Source organism: Microbacterium sp. HJ5 (assembly GCF_054824025.1).
Map to the genome: position 1 here is coordinate 76,596 of NZ_JSYE01000019.1, position 22,624 is coordinate 99,219.

The 22,624-nt window shown below is 67.2% G+C and carries 24 protein-coding genes; 18 read left to right on the forward strand and 6 right to left on the reverse strand.

Features of this window, described 5'->3' with window-relative positions; genetic code table 11:
* Positions 1–716: 716 nt before the first annotated feature.
* The 8 genes from OB08_RS10465 to OB08_RS10500 all read left to right on the forward strand — a co-directional run bounded on the left by OB08_RS10465 (position 717) and on the right by OB08_RS10500 (position 7,593).
* Positions 717–1,817, forward strand: a complete 1,101-nt coding sequence (locus OB08_RS10465; protein ID WP_461474449.1) for a hypothetical protein — start codon at positions 717–719, stop codon at positions 1,815–1,817.
* A 216-nt stretch (positions 1,818–2,033) separates the two neighbouring features.
* Complete coding sequence (locus tag OB08_RS10470) at positions 2,034–2,678, forward strand: hypothetical protein (protein WP_461474451.1); 645 nt, start codon at positions 2,034–2,036, stop codon at positions 2,676–2,678.
* Positions 2,612–3,178, forward strand: a complete 567-nt coding sequence (locus OB08_RS10475; RefSeq protein WP_461474453.1) for a DUF1963 domain-containing protein — start codon at positions 2,612–2,614, stop codon at positions 3,176–3,178. Before OB08_RS10470 ends, OB08_RS10475 begins: the two co-directional genes overlap by 67 nt.
* 318 nt (positions 3,179–3,496) lie before the next feature.
* Positions 3,497–4,090, forward strand: a complete 594-nt coding sequence (locus tag OB08_RS10480) for a hypothetical protein (RefSeq protein ID WP_461474455.1) — start codon at positions 3,497–3,499, stop codon at positions 4,088–4,090.
* Positions 4,091–4,317: 227 nt separating this feature from the next.
* The gene (locus tag OB08_RS10485) at positions 4,318–4,920 is read left to right on the forward strand and encodes a hypothetical protein (RefSeq protein ID WP_461474456.1); all 603 of its coding nucleotides are present in this window, start codon (positions 4,318–4,320) and stop codon (positions 4,918–4,920) included.
* Positions 4,921–5,292: 372 nt separating this feature from the next.
* Positions 5,293–5,643, forward strand: coding sequence for a hypothetical protein (locus OB08_RS10490; protein ID WP_461474458.1), 351 nt, complete (start codon positions 5,293–5,295; stop codon positions 5,641–5,643).
* A gap of 995 nt (positions 5,644–6,638) precedes the next feature.
* Positions 6,639–6,998, forward strand: coding sequence for a hypothetical protein (locus OB08_RS10495; RefSeq protein ID WP_461474459.1), 360 nt, complete (start codon positions 6,639–6,641; stop codon positions 6,996–6,998).
* Between the two features lie 229 nt (positions 6,999–7,227).
* Positions 7,228–7,593 carry a hypothetical protein gene (locus OB08_RS10500; RefSeq protein WP_461474461.1) on the forward strand — a complete coding sequence of 122 codons (366 nt, stop codon included), beginning with the start codon at positions 7,228–7,230 and terminating at the stop codon, positions 7,591–7,593.
* A gap of 44 nt (positions 7,594–7,637) precedes the next feature.
* On the opposite strand, the gene OB08_RS10505 is transcribed toward OB08_RS10500, so the two are convergent.
* Positions 7,638–8,003: a hypothetical protein gene (locus OB08_RS10505; protein ID WP_461474463.1), complete on the reverse strand. Its 366-nt coding sequence runs from the start codon at positions 8,001–8,003 to the stop codon at positions 7,638–7,640.
* Between the two features lie 354 nt (positions 8,004–8,357).
* Here OB08_RS10505 and OB08_RS10510 point away from each other — a divergent pair, with 354 nt between their 5' ends.
* The 6 genes from OB08_RS10510 (at position 8,358) to OB08_RS10535 (ending at position 12,323) form a co-directional block, all read left to right on the forward strand.
* Positions 8,358–8,771, forward strand: coding sequence for a hypothetical protein (locus tag OB08_RS10510; protein ID WP_461474465.1), 414 nt, complete (start codon positions 8,358–8,360; stop codon positions 8,769–8,771).
* A gap of 3 nt (positions 8,772–8,774) precedes the next feature.
* Entirely contained in the window at positions 8,775–9,017 is a 243-nt protein-coding gene (locus tag OB08_RS10515) for a hypothetical protein (protein WP_461474467.1), read from the forward strand.
* A gap of 256 nt (positions 9,018–9,273) precedes the next feature.
* Positions 9,274–10,350, forward strand: coding sequence for a DUF4062 domain-containing protein (locus OB08_RS10520; RefSeq protein WP_461474469.1), 1,077 nt, complete (start codon positions 9,274–9,276; stop codon positions 10,348–10,350).
* 105 nt (positions 10,351–10,455) lie between these two features.
* Positions 10,456–10,836, forward strand: a complete 381-nt coding sequence (locus tag OB08_RS10525) for a hypothetical protein (RefSeq protein WP_461474471.1) — start codon at positions 10,456–10,458, stop codon at positions 10,834–10,836.
* Between the two features lie 339 nt (positions 10,837–11,175).
* Entirely contained in the window at positions 11,176–11,655 is a 480-nt protein-coding gene (locus OB08_RS10530) for a hypothetical protein (protein ID WP_461474473.1), read from the forward strand.
* 200 nt (positions 11,656–11,855) lie between these two features.
* Positions 11,856–12,323, forward strand: a complete 468-nt coding sequence (locus OB08_RS10535) for a hypothetical protein (RefSeq protein WP_461474474.1) — start codon at positions 11,856–11,858, stop codon at positions 12,321–12,323.
* A gap of 62 nt (positions 12,324–12,385) precedes the next feature.
* Here OB08_RS10535 and OB08_RS10540 read toward each other — a convergent pair whose 3' ends face one another.
* Positions 12,386–13,384: a hypothetical protein gene (locus tag OB08_RS10540; RefSeq protein ID WP_461474476.1), complete on the reverse strand. Its 999-nt coding sequence runs from the start codon at positions 13,382–13,384 to the stop codon at positions 12,386–12,388.
* Positions 13,385–13,683: 299 nt separating this feature from the next.
* Positions 13,684–14,319 (reverse strand): TetR family transcriptional regulator, encoded by a 636-nt coding sequence (locus OB08_RS10545; protein ID WP_461474478.1) that lies wholly within the window; start codon positions 14,317–14,319, stop codon positions 13,684–13,686.
* A gap of 98 nt (positions 14,320–14,417) precedes the next feature.
* Here OB08_RS10545 and OB08_RS10550 point away from each other — a divergent pair, with 98 nt between their 5' ends.
* Positions 14,418–15,848, forward strand: a complete 1,431-nt coding sequence (locus OB08_RS10550) for a purine-cytosine permease family protein (RefSeq protein ID WP_461474480.1) — start codon at positions 14,418–14,420, stop codon at positions 15,846–15,848.
* On the forward strand, positions 15,845–17,476 hold the full coding sequence (locus OB08_RS10555; protein WP_461474482.1) for an amidohydrolase: 1,632 nt from the start codon (positions 15,845–15,847) through the stop codon (positions 17,474–17,476). The genes OB08_RS10550 and OB08_RS10555 overlap by 4 nt, the downstream gene beginning before the upstream one ends.
* Here the strand turns inward: OB08_RS10555 and OB08_RS10560 are convergent.
* Positions 17,466–17,603, reverse strand: coding sequence for a hypothetical protein (locus OB08_RS10560; protein ID WP_461474484.1), 138 nt, complete (start codon positions 17,601–17,603; stop codon positions 17,466–17,468). The two genes, OB08_RS10555 and OB08_RS10560, sit on opposite strands and share 11 nt — an antisense overlap.
* A gap of 36 nt (positions 17,604–17,639) precedes the next feature.
* The gene (locus OB08_RS10565) at positions 17,640–19,292 is read right to left on the reverse strand and encodes a thiamine pyrophosphate-binding protein (protein ID WP_461474486.1); all 1,653 of its coding nucleotides are present in this window, start codon (positions 19,290–19,292) and stop codon (positions 17,640–17,642) included.
* A gap of 147 nt (positions 19,293–19,439) precedes the next feature.
* Between OB08_RS10565 and OB08_RS10570 the strand changes: the two genes are divergently transcribed.
* Entirely contained in the window at positions 19,440–19,742 is a 303-nt protein-coding gene (locus OB08_RS10570; protein ID WP_461474488.1) for a hypothetical protein, read from the forward strand.
* Positions 19,743–19,758: 16 nt separating this feature from the next.
* Here the strand turns inward: OB08_RS10570 and OB08_RS10575 are convergent, their stop codons facing one another.
* Complete coding sequence (locus tag OB08_RS10575) at positions 19,759–20,463, reverse strand: IclR family transcriptional regulator (RefSeq protein ID WP_461474490.1); 705 nt, start codon at positions 20,461–20,463, stop codon at positions 19,759–19,761.
* Between the two features lie 154 nt (positions 20,464–20,617).
* Between OB08_RS10575 and OB08_RS10580 the strand changes: the two genes are divergently transcribed.
* A complete protein-coding gene (locus OB08_RS10580) occupies positions 20,618–22,531 on the forward strand; it encodes an FAD-dependent monooxygenase (RefSeq protein ID WP_461474492.1) in 1,914 nt (637 codons plus the stop codon).
* Positions 22,532–22,624: the final 93 nt, after the last annotated feature.

Sequence of the window (22,624 nt, forward strand, 5' to 3'; positions counted from 1 at the left end):
TCCGCCCGAGTCCATTCCTATCCAGAGCCTTGTCCCGGGTGCGATTCGCAGCCGGGCATAGTGTGCGTCCTGCAACACGCTTGAGGTCGGCTCCAGCTGCGGACTCCGGTTGTGGCTTCACCGTCGCCTCGTAAGTGTCACCCGGTACGGCGAAGCACGACTGACCTCCCTCATCGTGCCGGCGCGCGGAAACGAGGATGCCCTAACCCCCCACAGACGAAGCCAAGGCAGCGGGACCGTGAGCCGGTGACGCGATCTGATGGCCGGGGGGCAGTCCCTTATCGAGCCGGCGCCCGCACGAGGACCGGCAATCGCTCGCTCAACGAACGCTTTGCTCAGGCGTGCCAGGTACACGAAGCCATCCGAACGGCGAGAAGCCCTAGTCTCACCTCATGAAAACACGCGCGAGTGCAACCACCGTTGGCTTCGCTCGGGGGTCGGCACGGTCTGCAACCACTTACTTGCTGGGTGCTGGCTTTTCGCGGGCCATCTCCGGATCCATGCCACTGCTCAATGAGCTCGGCCGTCGAGTCCACGATGGGGATCCTGTACTCCGTGAGCGTGTCGCCAGCCATGAGATCGAGGACTTCGAGACTTGGATGTCGCTAGTCGCGACTGCAGAGCCGTATCGAAGCCGCGCTGAGAATCACGAATCGCTCGGCCTCTACTCGCGGGCCGTTCGGCAAGTCGGCCGAGTACTCCAAGACGAGGTGGTCATGGCTACGCGCGGTGATCTACCGGTTTGGCTCGAGCGTCTGGTCCAGATCTGGCACGCCACAAAAGCTTCGGTCGCAACCTTCAACTACGACACGCTAGCCGAGATCGCTGCCAGAAGAGGATGCCTCTACGATCCGGACGAGCGGTTGGTCCTGCCGTGGCCGACAGTGATCAACTTCGCGCCGGGCGGCAACGACAAGTCCATCGGCGAAGACAGTCGCAACATTGCCTGGTCGTCTTTCCAGTTGTTGAAACTGCACGGTTCAGTCAACTGGTACTGGGTGCCCGAAGACTCCAGCGGGGCAACCCTGGAACGCGTTCCACTCTTCGACGGCGCAGTCGAGGGCGAGCGGAGTTTTGACCCGGCTCGTTGGTTACCAGGTCGTGAACCGTACATCGTTCCACCGGTGGCGACAAAGTCCGTCTTCTACGGGGGACCCCTGACCACGCATCTATGGCAGGCGGCTAGCGGTGCTCTCACAGCCAGCGATGAACTGGTGATCATGGGCTATTCCATGCCCGTAACCGACTTGACGACTCTTGGCCTCCTACGGGAATCGCTTCGACACAAGCGGGCCCTGAGAGTCACCGTTTGCGACCCACATCCGGCCCCGGTCGTCGAGCGCCTAAGAGGCTTGCTACCACCTGATATCGAACTCAAGGTGACGACCTACGACGGTATTGATGCGGTCAGCAACTTCGTCGATGCGCGATGGCTAATGCTCCGGCATGAAGTCGTGTCCAGGCTGCATGCCCAGCTCCTGGATGCAGGAGACATGCCCGTGTCGGTCAATAGCGACAGGCAGGAAATCCGTCAGGTCAGCTCACTCACTCGCTCTGGAGACTCACTCACGCTCCGCGGGTCGAATAGTTTCCACCCCTCCGCGTGGCGTGAGGACTCGGATCTCAACCCGGAAGAGAGCATTGGCCCGTCCTACTTCGTGCGTTCTACTGAGCTCGCCGCAGCCCTAGAGGGTTGCACTCAAGTGCGGGTCGCGGATCGCGGCGGGAGCGGAGAAGTATGGGGCGGCCGCGAATCAGCGATTGGTGATCGGAAGTGGTTCGACCTCTATGCGAACCTTCCCGACCAGCACCGATGATCGGACAACTCGCCTCCTCAGTCGTCGAGATGCCCGGCGTCTGGGCGATATCAGTAGCCCTCACGGCTTAGCAGCGAGTACAAGCTACCCGTCGGCGGGTATGCGCGAGAGGACCGGCTCAAGAGCACGATGTACCAGGACAGCATGACTTTGGAATCAAGATGCTCCACGCTTGTGGTGTCCCAACTCTGACCCCGTCGAAGGGAGTGAAGTCAAGTGGTGCTCGACCTTATCGATGACGTCCGGTGGCAGAGGCTCGTGAGGGCGTTCGACGCTCGAGAGACCCTTGGGTCGCCGCTTGCCGTCGGGTCGGCGCGGTGGAATCGTGCGTTCGATGCCTTCACCCGCGCGCGGGAGGAGGTGGTCGCAGAACCTGCCCTGCTCGCCCGGGCCCGAGAGCTGGGCTCCCTGACGTCCGATCCGGCCGCGCTGCAGCTTCTGTGGGAAGTCACCTCACCGCCGCTCTACGACTTCGAGCATGTCAGTCAGATCCTCGCGGACAATCGCGTCGCGCTTTCCCCTGAGGCGGTGCGCTGGAACTACGCCATCTACCTGGTCGAGAGACTTCGGTGGGGACGCGCGGATCCCTATGATTCCGACACTCCCGACCCGGACATGCACCGCTACCTGACGCGCATCGGCGGCGCACCGACCGCCATCCCCGGGTTCCCGCATCCGATGACCCCGTTCCTGTGCCAGCTCGACCTGGGCGAACAGCTGCGTGACGAAGGCTCCCACCCGCCGCACGGCGCGTTCCTCACGGCATCGACCTCCCGCGAGGCGGCCTGCTGCAGTTGTTCCACAGCACCACCGGCGATTCTGAGCTCGACCCGGATGCCCCCAACGGTGGTGCCGTGGTGAGGTACTTCACCGAGCAACAGCTCAAGAGCCGGCAACGTTCCGGCCTCTCAGAGGACTGTGTAATGTTCCCCGTCTTCGACGCACGCCCGACCGTTTCGCCCTCGTTCGCACCCACACCGACGGCAACCGTCGAGCAGATGGAACGGATCGAAGCGCTGCAACGCGCGGTTGACCGCGGAGTACGGGGAGACGAGCCGTCAGCCTCCTTCTCGTGGGACGAGCTGCACAACCCGCTGACCGCTGTCGCAGAGTCGATCACGCGGGTGCTCGGGGTCGGACACCATCACCACCAGCCCCGTCCAGAGCACGTCGCACTGCTCCACGAACGGCTCCCACTGCGCGGCGACGACGACCGGCACGTGCTCCTGTTCGACGTGTCGTCGGAACTCTCGCTCGATAACGTGTTCGGAGATCCCGGCCGGCTCGAAATCTGGATCAGACGCAACGACCTTCGCGCGCACCGTTTCGACGAGCTGGTCTCGCTTCTCCACGCGTCCTAGTGACATTCAGCCGAGGCAAGTTCACGGACACCGAGTCCGCGACGGCAAGCTCCCACCTCTGTGCGCGGACAAGGACCGTCGCGCGGGCCGATCGAACCCGTCGGCGGAGACGCGATGCCGTCAGGAGTGCGCGCGATGTGAGTGATGGCGGCCGGGGCCCGAGCCGGAGATTCCTACAGGAGGCAACGACGACAAGCACCCGAACTTCCCGATCAGTCAACGCGGGTCTTGCTGCGGGGACCTGTGACTGCTATCACCTGGGAAGGGGCCCGATCGCATCAGTAATCGCAAGAGTTCCTCTCTGAGGGGGGATCTGCCATGAAGAGGAGTACGCGACTCTATTGGGTCGCCGGGATCGCCGGAGCCATCGTGGGAACGTCCGCGCTCGCCGGTGCATCACCGGGATCCGACAACTCGGCGGACAGCTACGACCTCGCCCTGCTTAGCGACGCCAACACCGTCTCACCGGCCAGCGCTTTGCCCGATGACTTCGACTTCGCCAATCTCGAGGACGAGATTGACCCAGGAACGCTGCGACTGGTTGGCACCAGCGGGCATGCAGTGATATTCACCGCGTTCAGCGCCTCGGGCGAGCTGTGCGTGATCAGCAGCATCGACGTATCGGTGGATGACTGGGCAGTAGGGTCAGCGTGTCAGAGCGCGGACTCGTTCAATGCGCGCGGCGCCGCACTGCGGATGACAACCCCAACCGAGTCGGTGGAGGCGTACTTGCTCCCCGACAGCGCCGTCGTCGCCCTCCGCGCAGCCGGGAACAACCTCACATCCGCCGACGCACCCAACGTGGTATTCACCGACGCCTATGACACGGGCGATGAGCGCGCGCGTTTGAGCAAGACGCTTCAGGAAGTGGGCGTGATGGTCTATCCGGAAGGGGAATCCGATGGATACTGAGGCCAAGCGCGAACCTCACCTTGTACGTGTAAGGGCGACGGCGCTATTTGTCGGCGTCGAAGCTGTGGGCGAGTAATAGACACGCGCTGGCAGCATCCGAATCCCTCAGGTCGAGTCGCCCGCGCGCTCAGGGACCGGCTTACGGTCCGGTGGGAGCATGTTCTCATCTCGGTACTCGCCGCCAGGTGAGAGCACGCGAAATCGGCGACCTCCGCTACGGTCAACGCATGGCGCAGACGACAGTTGAGTTGGAGCAGTCGGGATGGCACACGCCCGCCCGCGACTTCATCCCGGCGTCTCACCGGGATCTGCCGATGCTCCGCGTCTATCTGCCGTTCATCAACCGCGCCGGCAACCACGTGCGTTGGTCTCAGTACGTCGACGTCGACGAGCATCCGGCATCGGTGAACTGGTTCGAAGCGACGCAGCACCTTACCGCGACCCAGCCTGAGGTCCGGGAACTGGTCTCGTGCATGGGCGTGCTCGACAGCTCGACCGCTGAAGCGTTGCGCGATGTCATCGGCGACTTGACGCTTCGATGCCTCCGCTGGGTGGGATACGGCGAAGTGCCCACCGATTCGCCCATGCGCGTGCACGGTGAGGACTACTTCGCAGCCGATCTGATGCCAGTTGACGTGGAAGCCGGGCGCCGGGTGCCCGAGTTCGCCTGGGACGTCGAGAATCGGTTGGCATGGGGCGGCCGGCTGTATCCGGATTCGCTCATCATCGCCGCCGAGCTGCCGGTCTTCCGGCAGCTGCGCGACGACCCTCGACTGGACTCAGCGTCAGTCCGAGCGGATGACGTCCTACCTGGGAGCGCCGGAGACTGAGCCGTACTACGAAAGCCGCCCACTCCCGCGCGACGCCCGGTGATGGACCGACTACGGTACGCGCCCGGTGGCTCGCAGGCACTACTCTGACCCCGTGTTGAGAAGGATCATTCAGACGGGGCCTCTGACGGACGCTCAGATCAAAGACATCTACAGCGCTGCAACGAGGTTCGGCGCGCAGGTGAGACTTTGGAACGAAGGGTTCGGGCCCAACCGCGAGTACTTCAAGTGGGGCGTGCAGGGCAGCATTGTCGCGATAGCAAAGACGGCGCGGTACCTGCGGACTCTGCGCTAAGGGCCGTTTCCGCGCGTCGAAGGACCGCGCTGCGCACCGCTCGCAGGGTGTGCCGGATGGCGGAATACGATGCTGACGTGAAGTTCATCCGCCTCGGTTCGACGCTTGCGCTGGCCGCGAGCGTTCTCTCGCTTCTCGGTTGCGCCGGCGACCCCGCAGCGCTCACCGACCGGGACGCATGCATGCGGCTGAGTGACGCGGTGAGAGCGCAGTCAGAAGCGATCGTTGCCGGCAACCCGGATTCCGCGAAGGACTTCCTGGGGACAGTGCAGGAGATCGGCGAGGCGACGCCCACAGACCTCGGAACGGCAATGGAAACATGGGCGTCGGACGTGAAGGTCACGGCGGAGACACTCGGCCCTATCGACGCGACGAGATACGCACCAATCCGATCCGCCTGTAGCGAGCTCGGTGCAACCTTCGGCTAGCAGTCCGTGGCCGACAAGATCTCCTACGACTGCGACTTTCGCGGACGCTGGGGGACCGGCTCACGGGCGTGGCTTGAGGGGTAGGGCCCGATCGGATCGGACCATGGTTAGAGTGCTGGGAGAGCCCGCTGGAGGTTGCGGCACCGCTGGAGGAGACAGTTTGACTGCGCGACGCTTCTCGGTGACCCGCGCAGAGCATGCATTGACCGAATTCTTCTCGGCAAGGGGAGTCGTCGGGCTGCCGCGAGATGCGGGTGAGCTGGTGTCCGTGATGATCGGCTTCTACGCAGAGCGGCGTCCTCGCTGGGTCGCACGCAACGACGGTGACGGCTTGCTTTGGCAGTGGGGCCCGAGTAACGATGCCACGGGCTCCGGCTTCCTGATCGACCTCACACGGCAGTTCACTCGACCAGGCCGAGATGGAACGATGTTCCAACTGTCGCTCAGCGCCAGGTTCGTAGCGTCACCGACGACTGAGGGTCGTGATCGTGGGCACGAGTGGTGCTTCGATCCCTCCGCAGCCGATGACTTTGAGTCCCGGATTCTTGCATCAGCTCCGTTCCTCGCCGTCGTAGGACAAGAACCGATACGCGTGACGATGCAGCACGAACGCGTCTAGCTGGTGCGCAGGCTCAGTTGGGTGGACTCCTGCGTGCGTTGACGGACCGGCATACGCACGCTGCCATGCCCAGCGCGATTCCGGCACACGCCCAATTCGGGAGCTTTCTGCCCATTAGGGCAGACCGGCGCACTCGCCAAGAACAGCCGTCCGATACGTTGCCAGAGTGAGTTCTTTTCGCTGGCTCTCGGCCACCGTCCTACTGGTTTGCGGCGCTGCCGGCTTGACCGCCTGCACCGAGGACTCGCCCGCCCCGCCTCCGACTCCCGCGGTCACCTCGCCTGTTCCCGCAGCGGAAGCACCTTCGCCGAGCCCGTCAGTCAGTCCGACGCCGAGCGCCGCACCCCCGACCGCCGACGACATCAGCTGCGACACGATGCTCGTCCCGGTCGTCGACGAGCAATTGCGCGCCGAAGGGCTGACGCCGGCACCAAAGCCGTGGACGCAATTCGGCTTCACGCCGACGGCCGCTGCATTGGAGTGCCCGTGGGGCACTCCCGACAGCATGCACTCCGAGCGCTACTACGCATGGGCTGGGCTGAACTCAGGCGAGCGGGAGGAATTCATCGGGCTCGTCGAGCAAAACGGTTATCGGACTGAAGACGACGCGGAGGGGACCTGGGTGCTGGCACCCGAAGACGGGTCCCCGCACGCCGACGGATTCCTCATCACTGACGCGTGGGTCGTGATCACCGACACGCGAGAACAGATCGACGACATCGTCTGGGCGCGATAGCCGGCCCGCCACCGGTCGTTTCGGTCGGCGTGGCCGATCGCCGCCACGCACCCGAGAACAGCGCGCTCAACGACCCCGCTGCGCACGCGGCTCGTACTCGCATATACCGGTCATGGCCCGCTTGACTTCGGCCACGCGATGACTAGACCGCTGTCTTGTGGCACCTCGGCTATATGCTCATCCGAGCAAGCGGCCTCGCAGGGGGCAGTTGGCCACTTGGAGGGACGGGATGGGGCAAGGATCGGGCGGCGGGATCGGCGGCTTCTTTCAGGGCATCATCGCCCTCGTTGTCCTCGGCGGTGTGATCTTTGTGATGAACTTCCTCTTCAGCGGGATGGGGGGCTATCGGGAGCCGCTTGACCCGCCCCCCACCGACAACGAGATTCTCGAGCCGGAACCAGTTGATCCTGGTCCCGTCGCCGGCTCGTGGTCCTGTTACTGGGATCCCACGATGAATGAGGACTGGCACGACGACGTCGCATGCACCGACGGCGTGGACTACGACCGGCCGATCCTCCTCGCGGACCAGTCGTTCGTCACTCAAGACGACATGATGCGTGCAGCGGCCAGCTACGAAGCGCAGCTGAACCAATAGGTAGACGCTGGCCGAGGCGAGCTTCGCGATTCACTCGGGTCCGGTCAGAGCGACGCGCCTTCGGGCGGGTCCCCGAGCCAGTGACCGTTCGGCTCTGGGCGGGCCCGTTGGGCGGGCGTGGCTCTACGCGCCCCGATCTGTTCGCGCAGTTCGTACTCACGATGTAAGCGCGCGTCGGTGGCCTCGCGCCGACGGTTCTCGGCGAGCGCCGACAGGATCGCGCCACGCACCACCCAGAACGTCAGAAGGCACCAGATACCTACACCAATCGCGTACCCGATTACCCAGCCCACGACGTACGCAGAATCCGTGAGCGGAGTGTATCGACGACGAGCGGGGCGTTTCTGGGATTCGGCGCCGCGGAGGTGCATGAGGATCGCCGCGAAGATCGAGATAGAGCTGACCGCCACTTCGGGGGTGAGGGGAAGGGCGTCGCCGATCGCAGATCCCGATCAACTGGCTAGAGACGGTCCGGACGCGGATTGCTCGGGTTCCTCCGCTGATAAGGCCCGAAGTAGCACCATCCGCGCGATGCTCGTTCAGGGACCGGACTGCGGGCGGCCGGGCTGCGAGCCGCGCGAGGTGATCCCTACCCTCGTCCCTACTCGGTGGGCTTGCGTCTAGCGCCCCTCCCACCCTCCCGAAGTTCCCGTTTGAGGTCGCGCTTCCGCGCGCCGCTTGACGATTCAGACCCCGGTCTGTCAATCGTCAGACCGGCCCACCAAGGGCCCGCGCGCCCAACAAGGGAAACGAGAAACAAGATGATGACGAACGCCAAGAACGTCCAGACGTTCAAGCAGTTCCAGGACGCCGTGAACGCGGCGGTGCGGTGGACGCACCCCGACTACACCAACAACGGGATTACGCGGGAGCGTGCCCGCCGCGTGGCCGAGGCGCGGAAGGCCCTGGGCGCAGCGGTGCCGCCGAAGATCGAGCGCAAGGGCGACGACCCGCGCGCCGCGGTGATCGCGGGGCTCGCGCCGAAGACCGCCGACGAGATCGCGCAGATCCAGCACGCCTGGGCGAAGATCGAGAAACGCCTCGACGCGGGCCAGTCGCTGCACACGCTGGTCACGACGGCCGACCGGGCGACCCTGGCCGCGATCCTCGACGGCCTGCCGACTCGGCCCGAAGTGCTGAAGTCGAGCGAGGCCGACTCGATCATCCGCGAGGTGTAGGAGGTGGCCTTCCAGCGCCTGGTGGAGGTCGGGGACGACGCGGCGGTGAGCGCGCACGCGCAGACGGCGATCCTCGACCAGGCGGATGCGTGGAGCGAGTTCATGGCCGCTTCGGTGATCGGGGAGCCGACGCTCGCGCAGCACTCGGCGCTCCAGCAGTCCGACCCGGAGGGCTACGCGGCGATCGTGTCGGCGTCGGCGGACGGCGTGGTACTCAGGAGCGTCTGCGCTCGCTCGACCACATGATCGAGCTGGGCGTGCTCCAGGTCTGACCCGACCTGATCACGAGGCCCTCGGTATCGCTCAGGCGACCGGGGGCCTCGTCGTGTCTCGGTGGCATGCGGTCGCGGACGCCTCTCCGGCGACCTGGGAGCGCCGGAACCCCCACGAATACCGGCGGACCCTGACAAGTTCAAGGAAGACCCCACGGAGCGCCGCGCGCTGGCCTCTACTACGGTGTGGCTCCTGCTGTGAAGCCTTGGTGGCTCGGTAACCTCAAACCATGCCTGGGGATCGTCGTGAGCAAGTCTTCGTCAGTTCGACCTATCTTGATCTGCGGGAAGAGCGTCAGTCGGTCATTCAGGCCCTGTTGATCGCCGGTTGCATTCCCGCGGGCATGGAGTTGTTCCCCGCGGGTAACGATGAGAAGTGGCGGCTCATTCAGCGCGTTATTGATGAGTGCGACTACTACGTCCTCGTGATCGGTGGCAAGTACGGTTCGCTCGACCCGACGACCGAACTCAGCTACACCGAGATGGAGTTCGACTACGCCGAGTCGATCGGGAAACCGATCATGGCGTTCCTTCATGGCACTCCGGGCAAGTTGACCGGCGACCAGATCGAACTCGACAAGGAGCGGCGCGAGAAGCTGGACGCCTTCCGTGCGAAGGTTGAGGCGGCGCGGGTTGTGAAGTACTGGAACACGCCTGCCGAGCTACCCGGCCACGTCGCGCTTGCATTGATGGAGACTCGCGAGCACTACCCGGCTGAGGGCTGGGTCCGCGCGAGTCAGGCGATGACGCCAGAGACAAAGACCGAGATTGCTGAGCTACGCGCACGGGTCGCTGAACTGACACAGGAGAATGAGTCGAAGGGCTCGCGTCGGGCAATTGCCTCTGATGACCTTGCGCAAGGCGATGACGTCTACTCCTTCAAGTTCATCGTCACTGGGTACCGGGTCGAAGACCTAGATGAAGACGGCGATGGAGACTGGAACACCTCCCAGTACCTGTGGACCATCACCGTGCCAACCACGTGGAACGAGATCCTCCAGACTGTTGGCCCGACGCTCCTACATGAGTCGAGTGAGCCGGAGATGAGCAAAGTACTTGAGGCATACGCCCGACAGATGTGGCGTGACAAGAACGCCGAGCTTCGACCGTCGAACTTTGGCAAGCAGACGGCCGTTCCCACTCTGGGTACGGATGTTGTAGCCGATGTCGTGGTGCAGCTTTTCGCGCTCGGCGTGATTGAACGCGGGGTGAAGAAGCGAACGGTGAGCGACAAGGGCAAATACTGGGCACTTACTGATCTCGGCCAGGATCAGATAATGAAACTCCGGGCGATTCGCCGCGAGTAGCGCTCCCGCGTCGGGCAAGTGGGCGACGCGCGGCTGCTCGGGAGTCTGTCGTCGCCACGTCCGCACCGGGCGATATCGTCACTATCGAGTGAATGGGGAGGTCGAGTGCCGACGACGAGTAAGCGCGCGAAAGGCAGTGTGCAACAAGCGGTCTGGGTCGGGGACATCCCAGCCCCGCGGCAACTGATCAAACAAGTCGAAGAGCTCGCCGGGTACATTCGCGACAAGCTGACCGCCGCAGACCGTGAGGGCGAGCCAGCGCGAAGGAAGAAGTTCCTCAGCGACTACGACTATATGACCGATGACGACGCCCGGGAAGCTAAGTGGCAGGATCGCGTTGCAGAGCGGAAGCGCGAGATCGACGCCGCCACGGAGGTGGTGTTGAGCGTCGAGCAGGGGCGGTGGTCGTTGAACCTCAGCGGCGAGCCCGAGGAGGTGCTGAATCGAGAACTCCCAGTCGCAGGAGTGCGTCTCGCTGCGAGGTGAGGTCCTGATCCGCTGTTGAGACCCTGGCGTAGCCGATCTGTATTTCGTTCATGCCGCCGAGGGTGCCACCGTCATCACAGCGGCGCACCCGAGTTGGATGGCTGAAGGAACCCAGCTAGCGGCGAAAGCCACGCCTACGCGCTCGACACTGTTCGCGTTGGCGCTGCGTATGTCGCCCGCACGACGACCGGCTATCGGTCGGCCGGGTCAGTACGCCGATGTGCCCCTCATCTGAACCGCTGGTCGAGCGGTGGCATGTAGGTCCACGGCTCTCATTCCGTGCCAGCCAGGTCCACGCGAATCATCTTGAAGTGGCACAGTCCGGCTTAGTCTCGAAGCATGACCAGGTCGACGATGGTGTTGTACTGGAAGGTGATCGCCTACAGCTCCATCGTCGGAACCGTGGCAACCGTCGCGTTCCTGATGGTCTACTACCTGGTCTTTGGGAACGAGATCGGGTGGGAGTACGTACTGGACGCGTGCGCCCGCGGCGTCGCAGTGGGGCTGGCAACGACCCTGATGGTCATCCTCGGAACATTAGTGACAGCTTGGCGACTCGACACCGCCTGGGGTAAGGGCCTGTTCGTGCTGCTCACCTTTCTCAGCACGTGGCTGGGCTGGCTCCTTCTGTCAAGCGTGGAGCATCTTCCCGTCGGTTGGGAGTTCCTTTTCGACATCCCCTGGCTACCCGCGGTGCTGACCATCGGGGCGACGCTCATCGCAGCGGTGGCAACCTTCTTCATGCCAAGTTCACGCGCGAAGCTCTCCACTCACACCTCGGACCCGACGGAAATCTTCCTCGCTGAAGACGCGCGTTAGCCGCAGCGATTGGCCTCGGGGGATCGACGAGACCTCTGCCGCCAGGCAGTTCTGGCGCGGGGCGTAATTGCGTCCGCGGAGGCAGCCGCTGTCTATGCAAATCCGCCATGCTATTCGCACCCTCACAAGCCGCTCGCTGGAGGACCGACCATTGGCCCGCGGCGTTGTTGGGCTACAGCCACTTGGTCCATCCTCGAGACATGACCTGTCGACGCTGGAACTGCATCCTGCCCGTGGTTATCGGACTCGCCACCGTACTCAGTGGATGCGTCGCGGTCCCGCCCACCAGTTCCACGTGCGTGGACTGGGTGTGGTTCGACACTCCAGATGCTGCCGCAGCTGACGCGGACCGGGTTGCCATTGGAACGGTCGACAGGCTTGCCGGGACCCGCGAGCGATACGGCGAAACCGCGAATGTCTGGCGCGTCTCGGTGTCTGAGTGGATCGTGGGGAACGGAGAAAAGGCGATCGAAGTGGTCTCCTCCCCTCGGACTTGTGAATCCGGAAGCCCGTACCCGTACGGCGACCCGCTCGATACCGACGGTGAGGTGATGCTCTTCTTGCGCGACTCCGGCCAGGGCGTCGCCGACACGATTACAGGACTACAAGGAGTGATACCTGCGCCCGAGTCGCGCGAGATTCCAGCCGACTGGCCTGACACGCAGTAGACCTCGTCTCACGCGCATCGGTGCCCCGTTCGCGCGCGGTGACTGACCCCTCCGCGATCACGCTAGAACCCGAGTAGGCGTCCTGCGGATGCGGTGATGAGCCAGATCGCGATGGGGGCGAGCAGCGTGGTGGCGAAGGCGCTCGCGACACGCCCCTCCCAGGGCAGGGTTGAGGCGCGACGGATCTGCTCCCTTCGCGCGGCAAGCGCGTCGAGCGCGCTCTGGATGCCGCCGACGGTCTCGTAGGCGTCGGCTTCAACCGCGGCGTACAGATCCTCGGTGGCTGCCTCCGCGTGTGCCTCATTCTCGTCGGCGAGAGCGCGCTTCGCGTCCAGAAGTCGCTCCCGCATGGCCATCAATGGCAGCACGAACGCAGCGACCGCCGTAACCACCGCGAGCACAATGAGCGCGATCGTCACGGGCGCTGCCAGCGAGGCGGGGTTGCTGATCCCAGTCCACAGCATGCTCGACATGAGATAGATTCCCGCGCCCGCTGTAACGGGAGCGAAGGCGTGCGCCGAGCCTGGCCGGAACAAGTCGACCACAGGCACATGGCGGTGAAGGTGGACAACGGTCGCGATGATCCGCAGACACTGCCAGCCGACGACGGCCGTCGTCCCGTAACTGATCGCGAAGCCGACGACCCCCACGATGAGCACCGGAAGCAGCGGGGAAGCGACGTTCTCGGTGTACGCGGGAACGAACAGCATCAGCGCGCCCGCCATCGCCGCACCGAGCAGCAACGCGACGATGCTCTGCCACATCGGCATCGTCGTCAGACGCTGACGGGCGCGCGGAACGTCGACATCCTTCAGCCCCGGCTCGATCCGGCTCAAGGCTCGGCCGGCCGCACGTGTCAGCAGGCCGTAAGCCGCAATCGCGAACGGGAAGTAGAACCCATTGAGAGCTGCCGGATGCATGGCCGGAAACTCCGACGTGCCGTCCTGCCACTTGCCGAGGTTGATGACGAAGGAGAGCGCCGCGAAGCCCACCACGAAGACTACCCACGACGGGATCCCGCGCCGGTGGAAGGCGCGAACAACGTAGTCGATCCAGGACATGCGGACCCGCAATCTAGGTCGATGTTTGCGCCAGATGCTAGCGCAACCCTCGGCCCATGAGGTCTGAGGCGCCGCGCCCGCAGAGGCACCGGCATGCGGTCGAGTGAGTAACGGGTTCAAGTCCCGCCGCTCACCTGCACGTCCGCGCTCTCTTTCGCCGACCGCGCTCGTGCAGCGAGAAGGGGATGGCGCCGCACACTCGCGCGAACTGAAGCGTCGTCGGGAAGCATTCCTCGCGTCCTGCGAAGCGCATATCTTCTGGCTCTCACACCGGGCGCGGTCGGCGAGCGGCCTTCGCGTCAACCCTTCACGCCCTGCGCGTTCTCCAGAGTCCCGGGCGCGAGGCCGAGGGTCCACTCCGCGACGTCGCGGGAGAAGTGAACGTGCGCCGGGTGGTCGATGACGGCGGCGGTGTTGACGTAGGACCCGCCGCCGTCGACGGCGATGAAGATCCGGATGCTGGCGGTCTCGGCATCCACATCGGCGAAGTCCCCGTGGGCGATCCCGTACTCGATCAGCGCGATGAGCTGCGCCTGGTCGAGGGCGTCCTGCTCCTGGAGGAGCGTGTCGAGGGCCGGACTGAAGCGCGAGAGGTGGCGAGCGTTGAGCCAGAGGCGGGCGAGGGCGAGGGATGCCCCGCTCTCGACGTGCTCGATGAAATGCGCGAGCCGCTGCACCGGTGTGCCGAGAGTCGGGAAGAACCGGCTGCGCTCTCCGACGGCCGCACGCTCGAATGCCTCGAGCACGAGTTCGTCGGCGGCGGGGAAGTAGTGCGTGATCAAGCCCGGACGCACACCGAGCCGGTCGGCGACGGCCCGCAGCGTGATCCGCTCCAGACCCTCCTCGAGTGCGATGTCGGCGGCGGCGGCCAGGATCTCGGCTCGCCGCTCCTCCGGGCGTTTGCGAGATCGGGACGACACGGCACTTGACGTCATGACCCTCATGCTATTGAATGTGTGACCAATAGTCTATTGGGCATGCGACCAATAGTCTCCGGAGCTTCCGGGCGATGAGGCCCGGACGAGAGGACATCATGATCGAGACCCAGCCTCCCGGCGATCGGACGGCCGACTCCGCCGCGCACCCCGAGACCCGCGGCATCGAGCTCATCGGCGACGACGAGCGCCACGGGCGCGCGCGTGACCTCTTCCTGGTCTGGGCGGCGCCGAATGTCAGCATCCTGAGCCTCACGATCGGCGCGACGCTCATTCTGCTGGGCCTGGAGATGTGGCAGGCGATCATCGTCGTCCTCGCGGCGGCGCTGCTCTGGATCTTCCCCGGGCTGATCGCCGCGAGCGGCCCGGCGGCGGGCACCTCGGGGTCGGTCATCACGCGGGCGATGTACGGCGTGGTCGGCAACCGGCTGTTCGTCGTCTTCGTCGGCTGGTTCATCGGCGCGGTGTTCCTCTCGCTCACGTGGCTGGCGTCGTCGTTCCTCGGGGCCGATCTGCTGCGGCGGTGGGGCCTGACCGATCCGGTGTGGGTGCCGATCGGCGTCACGCTCGTCGTCTCGGCGGTCACGGTGGTGGTCGCGGTCTTCGGCCACGGGCTGATCCTGCGCCTGTTCCCCTTCCTCTCGGCAGCCGTGTTCGTCATCTTCCTGCTCGCGGCGGCGTTCATCCTCCCCTCGGTGAACTGGCAGTACGCGCCGGCCGAGCCGCTGGAGGGCGTGGCGCTGTGGTCGGCGATGTCGATCGGGTTCACGATCCTCGCGTCGACGCCGCTGTCGTTCATCAACAGCCCCGACATCGCGCGGTACCTGCCTCGGTCGGCGAAGCCCTCGCATATCGCTGCGGCGACCGCACTCGGCGGCGGCGTTCCGTTCGTCGTCTTCACCATCATCGGTGCCCTGCTGGCGACGGCGCTCACCCCTGAGTCGATCGACGCCGGACTCGATGTCGCCCTGCTCGACCTGCTGCCCGTCTGGCTGGGGCCGGTTCTCGTCATCGGGGTCGTGATCAACACGATCGCCCTCAACGGCATGACCGCGTACACCTCGAGCATGGCTCTGCAGGCGATCGGACTGCGCCTGAAGCGCATCCCTGCCACGGTCATCGTGGGGATCGTGGGCACCGCGCTCACGATCTACCTGGTGCTCTCGTCCAACCTCGTCGACGCCGCCAACCTCATGCTCCAGTTCCTCGTCGTGGTCTCCGGCCCCGCAATGGCCATCTTCACCATCGACGCCCTCATGCGGCGCTACGCGTACGACGGGCTCGAGCTCTTCGACACCGACCGCGGCGGGCGGTTCTGGTACCAGGGTGGCTGGAGCATCCCGGGCATCGCCGCCCTGCTCGTCGGCGGGCTGGTCACGGCGCTGTGCCTGGCCACGAGCGTCTGGGCGGGACCCATCGCGGAGGCGACCGGGTACGTCGACCTGTCGGTTCCGGCGGGCATCATCGTCTCGGCGGGCCTGTACGCGCTGCTCCAGCGCTCGGCCCTCGGAAAGGCGGGCCGTCCGTGACCGGGCGCGCGACCGGGGGCGCCGGCATTCTCTACACGAACGGTCGCGTCTTCACGGCGGACGGCGACGCGGGGGTCTTCGCCGAGGCGTTCATCGTCGACGGCGAGACGATCGGCTGGGTCGGACTGTCGGCCGATGCGCCCGCCGCCCGCGAGACGGTCGACCTCGGGGGACGCCTCGTGCTGCCGGGATTCACCGACGGTCACACCCACCTGCTCATGACGGGGGCCTCGCTGGGGCAGGTGCCGCTCACCGACGCCCGCACCCTCGACGACATCCAGCGTCTGCTGCGCGACGCGCGCGCGGCCGACCCCGATGCGAAGGACCTCCGGGGTCGCGGGTGGCTCTTCGACGCCATCCCCGGCGGCAGGCCCACCGCCGCGATGATCGATGCCGCGGTCGCCGACGTCCCCGTCTTCCTCGACGCGAACGACTACCACTCGTGCTGGGTGAACACGGCCGCCCTGGCCGTGCTCGGGATCACGCGCGACACCCCTGATCCGCTCGGGGGCGAGATCGTGCGCGACGACGACGGCGAGCCCACCGGCCTGCTGCTCGAGACCGCGGCCACGCAGTATGCGTGGGCCCACCGCGACGCGACGACGAACGACGCCGACCGCGATGCCGACGTGGAGCGCGTGCTCGAGGCCTATCTCGCTGCCGGAGTCACGGGCGTGGTCGACATGGCATTCGACGACTACGGCCTCGCCGCGTTCCAGCGGGCGCAGGATCGTCGTGGCGGCGAGCTGCCCCTGCGCGTCGCCGCGCACTGGCTCGTCGAGAACACCGGCGACGACGCGGCGAACCTCGCACAGGTCGCACGCGCAGCCGAGCTCGCCGACGGCGAATCGACGCCCTGGTTGCGCGTCGTCGGGATCAAGCTCATCCTCGACGGGGTGATCGACGCGTGCACGGCTGCGATGCGGCACCCGTATGCCGACGGCTCGAATGCCGACCCCATCTGGCCGCCGGCGCAGCTCGATCCCGTCGTCGCGGCCGCCGACGCAGCCGGACTGCAGGTGGCCATGCATGCGATCGGCGACCACGCGAGCCAGATCGCGCTCGACGCGGTCGAGCACGCGATCGACCGCAACGGCGAGAGGCCCCGGCGTCACCGCATCGAGCACCTCGAATATGCGGCACCCGGCACGGCGGAGCGGATGGCCCGGCTCGGCGTGACCGCATCGATGCAGCCGGTGCACTCGGATCCGGCGATCTTCGCGAACTGGGTGGCGATGCTCGGAGACGACCGCGTCGAGCGTGCCTTCGCGTGGAAGGAGTACGAGGATGCCGGCGCGCTGCTGGCCTTCTCGACCGATGCGCCGACCGCTCCCTACTCCGCCCTGGCGAACATGTACGTCGCGAGCACGCGCGCGTCGGCCCTCGACCCGTCCGTCGAGGCCGTGCAGCCGCAGCATGCGCTCCCGCTCGAGCGAGCCCTGGGGCACGCGACGCGGGATGCCGCGGCATCCGTCGGCGACGGGGACTGGCGGGGTCGCATCGCGCCCGGGTTCGTGGCCGACATCGTCGTGCTCGACACCGACCCCTTCGCTGCCGGCGGACGGTCGCTGCTGACGGCTCGCGTCGTCGAGACGTTCGTCGCCGGGCGAGCCTCCGTCAGGGGCTGAGCTCGGCCTCGATGGTCCGCGCGGCCGCCGCAGCGCCGTCCTCATCTTGATAGTGATCTCGGATCCCGCGATCCGCCACGCGGCCGATGAGGTGAAGCTCGCGCACGACCGATGCGCGGTCCGCCATCGAGTGTTCCGCGACGGCCACGGCCCGACTCGCGGGCTACGAGTTCACGCGGATGATCTCGTGCTGGTACGGCGCGACGACCTCGCCCGACACGCGGCAGTCGAGCACGAGGAAGGGGCGGGATGCCGCATCCTCGGCCGCCCACGACGCGAGACGCTCGAGGTCGGCCATCGTCCGCACGACGACTCCCTCGGCTCCGACGCCGGCCGCGAGCGCGGCGAAGTCGACCTCGGGGATGAGCATCGGCTCCTTCGCGAGGCCCTTCAGCCCGTACAGGTTCACCTCTGCGCCGTAGGCCGCGTCGTTCCACACGACGGCCATTCCGCGGCCGCCGGCGACGCGCACCGCCGATTCGAGGTCGGACAGCGCCATGAGCCCGCCGCCGTCGCCCGACGTGAGCACGACGGTCGACTCGGGTCGCGCGAGCGCCGCGCCGGGGACCGACGGCCAGCCCAGGCCGATCGACTGGAACGCCGTGCCGACCATCATCATGCGATCGGGCGAGGCCACCGGCCAGTACATGTTCGCCCAGCCGATGAAATGGCCGCCGTCCGAAACGACGACGCGGTCGGCCGGCAGCAGCTCGGCGATGCGTGCGGCGACCGAGCGCGGGTCGAGGCGCCCGTCCGGCGCGACGCCGTCGCCGCGGTCGTAGCCGCGCGCGTCCGCGATGTCGACCGACTCGCGCCACCCGCTCGGCGCGGCGCCGCGGTCGCGGAGGGCCGAGGTCAGCAGGCCCGCGACGGTCGCGGCATCCCCCCGCACGAATCCGCCGACGTGCGGATGGGTCGCCGCGGGAGTGACGTCGACCTGGAAGACGCGCGTGCCCGGAGCGAACAGGTCGCCGAACCGCATCGTGAACTGGTTGAGGGATGCCCCGAACACGACGGCGACGTCGGCCTCGCGCACGAGCTCCATCGCGCCCTCCGCCCCGAAGCCGCCCGTCACGCCGAGGTCGAACGCGCCGCGGGGGAAGACGCCGCGGCCGAGCGCCGTCGACGCGGTCACCGCGCCGGTGAGGTCGGCGAGCTCACCGAGCGCGTCGCGGGCGCCCGAGATCCAGGCTCCGCGGCCGGCGAGCAGGAACGGCCGCTTCGCACCGGCGAGCGCGGCGGCGATGTCGTCGATCGCGCCGGCGGCGAACGGCCCGGCGGGGGAGAGCGGTGCCGGCAGGCGCGGCTCCGGTGCCTCGGGCACGGGCCCGGCGTCGCGCGCCGCGACGTCGAAGGGGATCGCCAGCACGGTCGGCACGCGGTAGGTGAGGGCGTGCTCGATCGCGATGACCGTCGTGGCCGCGGCATCCGCTCGCCCGACCGTATAGGTGCGCGCCCCGACGGCCGAGGCGAGGGCGATCTGGTCGACGTCCCACGGGCGCGGGCCCGAGGTCGGCTCGTCGCCGACCACGAGCACGAGGGGGACGTGCGCCTGCACGGCCTCGGCGAGGGCGGTGAGCGTGTTGGTGAAGCCGGCGCCGTAGGTCGCGGTCGCCGCGGCGAGGCGGCCCGACGCGCGGTGGAAGGCATCGGCGGCGACGACGCCCCCGGCCTCGTGCCGGACGGCGGTGAACGTGGCGGCGGTCGAGCGCTCGAGGGCATCGAGGAAGTAGGCGTTGCCGTTGCCCATCACGCCGAACACGTGGTCGACGTGGCGGGCGAGCGTGAGGGCGACGTGCGCGGAGACAGTGGGCATGCGGGAACTCCTGCAAGACGGAACGGGTGTGAGGCCGTATGTGTCTCGCGCGTTCGCGCTGCGTGCCCTTTTTTCGAGCACCGGCGGGTTCGTCCCCGCCGGACGTGACGAGTATGCCACAGCACCGGGCGACGGCAGGATGGACGCATGAGGACCATCCAGCTGCGCCGGTACACGCTCGTCGACGGGGAGTACGACGCCTTCGTCGCCTGGTGGGAGGGCTGCATGCCGCGCGTGCGGCCCGCCGCCGGCTTCGCGATCGAGTTCGCGTACGGACTCCGCGAGACCAACGAGTTCGTGTGGGCGGTCAGCGCCGAGGGCGACGAAGCGGGGTTCCTCGCCCTCGAGAAGGAGTACATGGCGTCCGACGCCCGCGCCGAGGCGTTCGCCGGCGTTCCGCAGCGCGTCGCCGAGTACAACATCCGCTTCGTCACCGAGTACCCCGCCTGACCCCCGGCGTCGGCGCTCAGCCCCCGAGCGCGCCCCGGATGACGGCCGCGGAGCGCTTCAGCCGGGCCGCCACCTCGGCCGGCTCCCACGTGCTCGCGAGGTAGACCACCGCGATCGCGGCCGGGCCCCGCCCGCGCAGCACGAGCGGCACCGCCACCGCGCGCAGGCTGGGAATGACCTCGTCATGGCTCTCGAAGAAGCCGCGGGATGCGGCATCCGTCACCTCCGCGCGCAGCGCCGTGCCGACATCGGCGGGCCACGAGGCCTCGGGCATCAGCGACAGGATCGCCTTGCCGGGGGCTCCGCGCGTGACCGGATGCCGCGTCCCCGGCCGCTGTGCGACGGACGCGACCGCGTGCCGCGGCTCGACGCTCGCGAGCGTGACGCATTCGTCGTGGTCGAGGACGCTCAGGAAGCACGTCATGCCTAGCTCGTTCGCGACGTCGGTGAGCTCGGGAAGCGCTTCGGCCTGCAGATCGTGCGCGACGCCGGCGGCCAGCGCCGCCATGCGCGCGCCGAGCGCGAGGTGCCCGTTGGGGTCGCGCGTGACGAGCCCGTGGTCTTCGAGGGTGCGCACCAGTCGATAGGCGACCGAGCGGTGCACGCCGAGCCGGGTCGCGACCTCGTCGATCGTCAGGGGGCCGCGTGCGTCGGAGAGCACTTCGAGGATCCGGATGCCGCGGCTCAGGGTCTGCGACGCGGGTTGCGGGTCGGTCGCCATCCGTCCTCCTCGCGAGGGACCCTTGCCCGGATCGTCGAAGGTCGTATACGATCTGTTCAATAGTAGAACGTCGCGTTCGAATATAGAACACGACCTCCCGCCCCGCAAGCGACGACGCGCGCGATCTGGACGCAGCCGTCCGAGGAGGAGATCCATGCAGTTCCACCACCACGGATACGTCTCGGGTGAGCCGCGCGTGCAGGACGCCGCCGGCATCGGTCTCGACCGGCCGGCCGGCCTCCCCGACGAGATGGACGTGCTCATCGTCGGGTCGGGTCCCGCGGGCATGCTCCTCGCCGCGCAGCTCTCGCAGTTCCCCGACGTCTCGGCCCGCATCATCGAGCGTCGCGAGGGGCGGCTCGTGCTCGGGCAGGCCGACGGCATCCAGCCGCGCAGCGTCGAGACCTTCCAGGCCTTCGGATTCGCCGAGCGCATCGTCGCCGAGGCCTACAACATCGCCTACATGAACTTCTGGGGCCCCGATCCCGAGAACCCCGCGAACATCGTGCGCACGGCGCGCACCGAGGACTACGCGTTCAAGATCAGCGAGTTCCCGCACCTCATCGTCAACCAGGCGCGCGTGCTCGACTACTTCGCCGAGGCCGCCGCGCACGGTCCTGGACGCATCGTGCCCGACTACGGCATCGAGTTCGTGGGGCTCACCCTCCACGACCAGGGCGCGTACCCCGTCGAGGTGCGCGTGCGGCACACGGCGGGGGAGCGCGCGGGCGAGGAGCGCACGATCCGTGCGAAGTACGTCGTGGGCTGCGACGGCGCGCGCAGCGGCGTGCGCGAAGCCATCGGCCGCAAGCACGTCGGCGGCATCTCCGCCCACGCGTGGGGCGTCATGGACGTGCTGGTCAACACCGACTTTCCGGACTGGCGCACCAAGTGCGCGATCACGTCGCAGGCGGGCGCGATCCTGCACATCCCCCGCGAGGGCGGCTACCTCAGCCGCATGTACATCGACCTCGGCGCCGTCGCCGAAGACGACGACCACCGCGTGCGGCAGACCCCGATCGAAGAGATCATCCGCCGGGCGAACGCGATCCTGCACCCGTACTCGATCGACGTGAAGCAGGTCGCGTGGCACAGCGTCTACGAGGTCGGTCACCGCGTCACCGACAAGTTCGACGATGTCGACCCTGGCGAGGCGCACGACCCGCGCGTCTTCCTCACCGGCGACGCGTGCCACACGCACAGCGCCAAGGCCGGGCAGGGCATGAACGTGTCCATGCAGGACGGCTTCAACCTCGGCTGGAAGCTCGGCCACGTGCTCACCGGGCTGAGCGACCCGGCGCTGCTCGCGACCTACTCGGCCGAGCGGCAGCCGGTGGCGCAGCAGCTCATCGACTTCGACAAGGAGTGGTCGGCCCTCATGGCCCGCAAGCCCGAGGAGATCACCGACCCGCAGGATCTCGCGACCTACTACCTCGCGACGGCCGAGTTCCCGTCCGGATTCATGACGCAGTACGGCCGGTCGGCAGTGGTGGCGGATGCCGCGCACCAGGCGCTCGCGGAGGGCTTCCCCCTCGGCAAGCGCTTCAAATCCGTCGAGGTCGTGCGCGTGTGCGATGGCAACGTCGTGCACCTCGGGCACCACGCCAAGGCCGACGGGCGGTGGCGCGTGTACGCCTTCGCCGACGCCGCCCCGGCCGGCGAGCAGTCGGCGCTCACGAGCTGGGCCGAGTGGATGGCGTCGGACGACGCGCCGATCGCGCGCCACACCCCGGCCGGCGCCGACATCGACGCGGTCTTCGACGTGAAGGCGATCTACCAGCAGCCCTACGACGCCATCGAGGTCACGCAGGCGCCGAACCTCTTCCTGCCGAAGACCGGGCCGCTCGGCCTGACCGACTGGGAGAAGGTCTACGCCGCGGGGCCGAGCGCGTGGAGCACGGCCGACATCTTCGCCGAGCGAGGGCTCTCGCGCGACGGCGTCGTCGTCGTCGTGCGTCCCGACCAGTACGTCGCGGCGGTGCTGCCGCTGACGGCGACCGACGAGCTCGCGGACTTCTTCGCGGGCGCGCTGCGCGACCAGCGCGCGGCGATGGCAGACGCTTCCTAGCGCTGTCCACCGGGGCGACAGTGACCTCCACCCTGTACACCACGTATATCGGCCGCGGTGCGCGGCCCCGGGCAGAATTGCCCTCGAACCACT

Bases quoted from the DNA above. Each gene is read 5' to 3' on its own strand.
- OB08_RS10550 (WP_461474480.1), top strand. From the start codon at position 14,418: ATGATCGAGACCCAGCCTCCCGGCGATCGGACGGCCGACTCCGCCGCG.
- OB08_RS10575 (WP_461474490.1), bottom strand. From the start codon at position 20,463: ATGGCGACCGACCCGCAACCCGCGTCGCAGACCCTGAGCCGCGGCATC.
- OB08_RS10485 (WP_461474456.1), top strand. From the start codon at position 4,318: ATGGCGCAGACGACAGTTGAGTTGGAGCAGTCGGGATGGCACACGCCC.
- OB08_RS10545 (WP_461474478.1), bottom strand. From the start codon at position 14,319: ATGACGTCAAGTGCCGTGTCGTCCCGATCTCGCAAACGCCCGGAGGAG.
- OB08_RS10565 (WP_461474486.1), bottom strand. From the start codon at position 19,292: ATGCCCACTGTCTCCGCGCACGTCGCCCTCACGCTCGCCCGCCACGTC.
- OB08_RS10520 (WP_461474469.1), top strand. From the start codon at position 9,274: ATGCCTGGGGATCGTCGTGAGCAAGTCTTCGTCAGTTCGACCTATCTT.
- OB08_RS10495 (WP_461474459.1), top strand. From the start codon at position 6,639: ATGCTCGTCCCGGTCGTCGACGAGCAATTGCGCGCCGAAGGGCTGACG.
- OB08_RS10530 (WP_461474473.1), top strand. From the start codon at position 11,176: ATGACCAGGTCGACGATGGTGTTGTACTGGAAGGTGATCGCCTACAGC.
- OB08_RS10465 (WP_461474449.1), top strand. From the start codon at position 717: ATGGCTACGCGCGGTGATCTACCGGTTTGGCTCGAGCGTCTGGTCCAG.
- OB08_RS10535 (WP_461474474.1), top strand. From the start codon at position 11,856: ATGACCTGTCGACGCTGGAACTGCATCCTGCCCGTGGTTATCGGACTC.
- OB08_RS10570 (WP_461474488.1), top strand. From the start codon at position 19,440: ATGAGGACCATCCAGCTGCGCCGGTACACGCTCGTCGACGGGGAGTAC.
- OB08_RS10540 (WP_461474476.1), bottom strand. From the start codon at position 13,384: ATGTCCTGGATCGACTACGTTGTTCGCGCCTTCCACCGGCGCGGGATC.
- OB08_RS10580 (WP_461474492.1), top strand. From the start codon at position 20,618: ATGCAGTTCCACCACCACGGATACGTCTCGGGTGAGCCGCGCGTGCAG.
- OB08_RS10480 (WP_461474455.1), top strand. From the start codon at position 3,497: ATGAAGAGGAGTACGCGACTCTATTGGGTCGCCGGGATCGCCGGAGCC.
- OB08_RS10560 (WP_461474484.1), bottom strand. From the start codon at position 17,603: ATGGCGGACCGCGCATCGGTCGTGCGCGAGCTTCACCTCATCGGCCGC.
- OB08_RS10510 (WP_461474465.1), top strand. From the start codon at position 8,358: ATGACGAACGCCAAGAACGTCCAGACGTTCAAGCAGTTCCAGGACGCC.
- OB08_RS10500 (WP_461474461.1), top strand. From the start codon at position 7,228: ATGGGGCAAGGATCGGGCGGCGGGATCGGCGGCTTCTTTCAGGGCATC.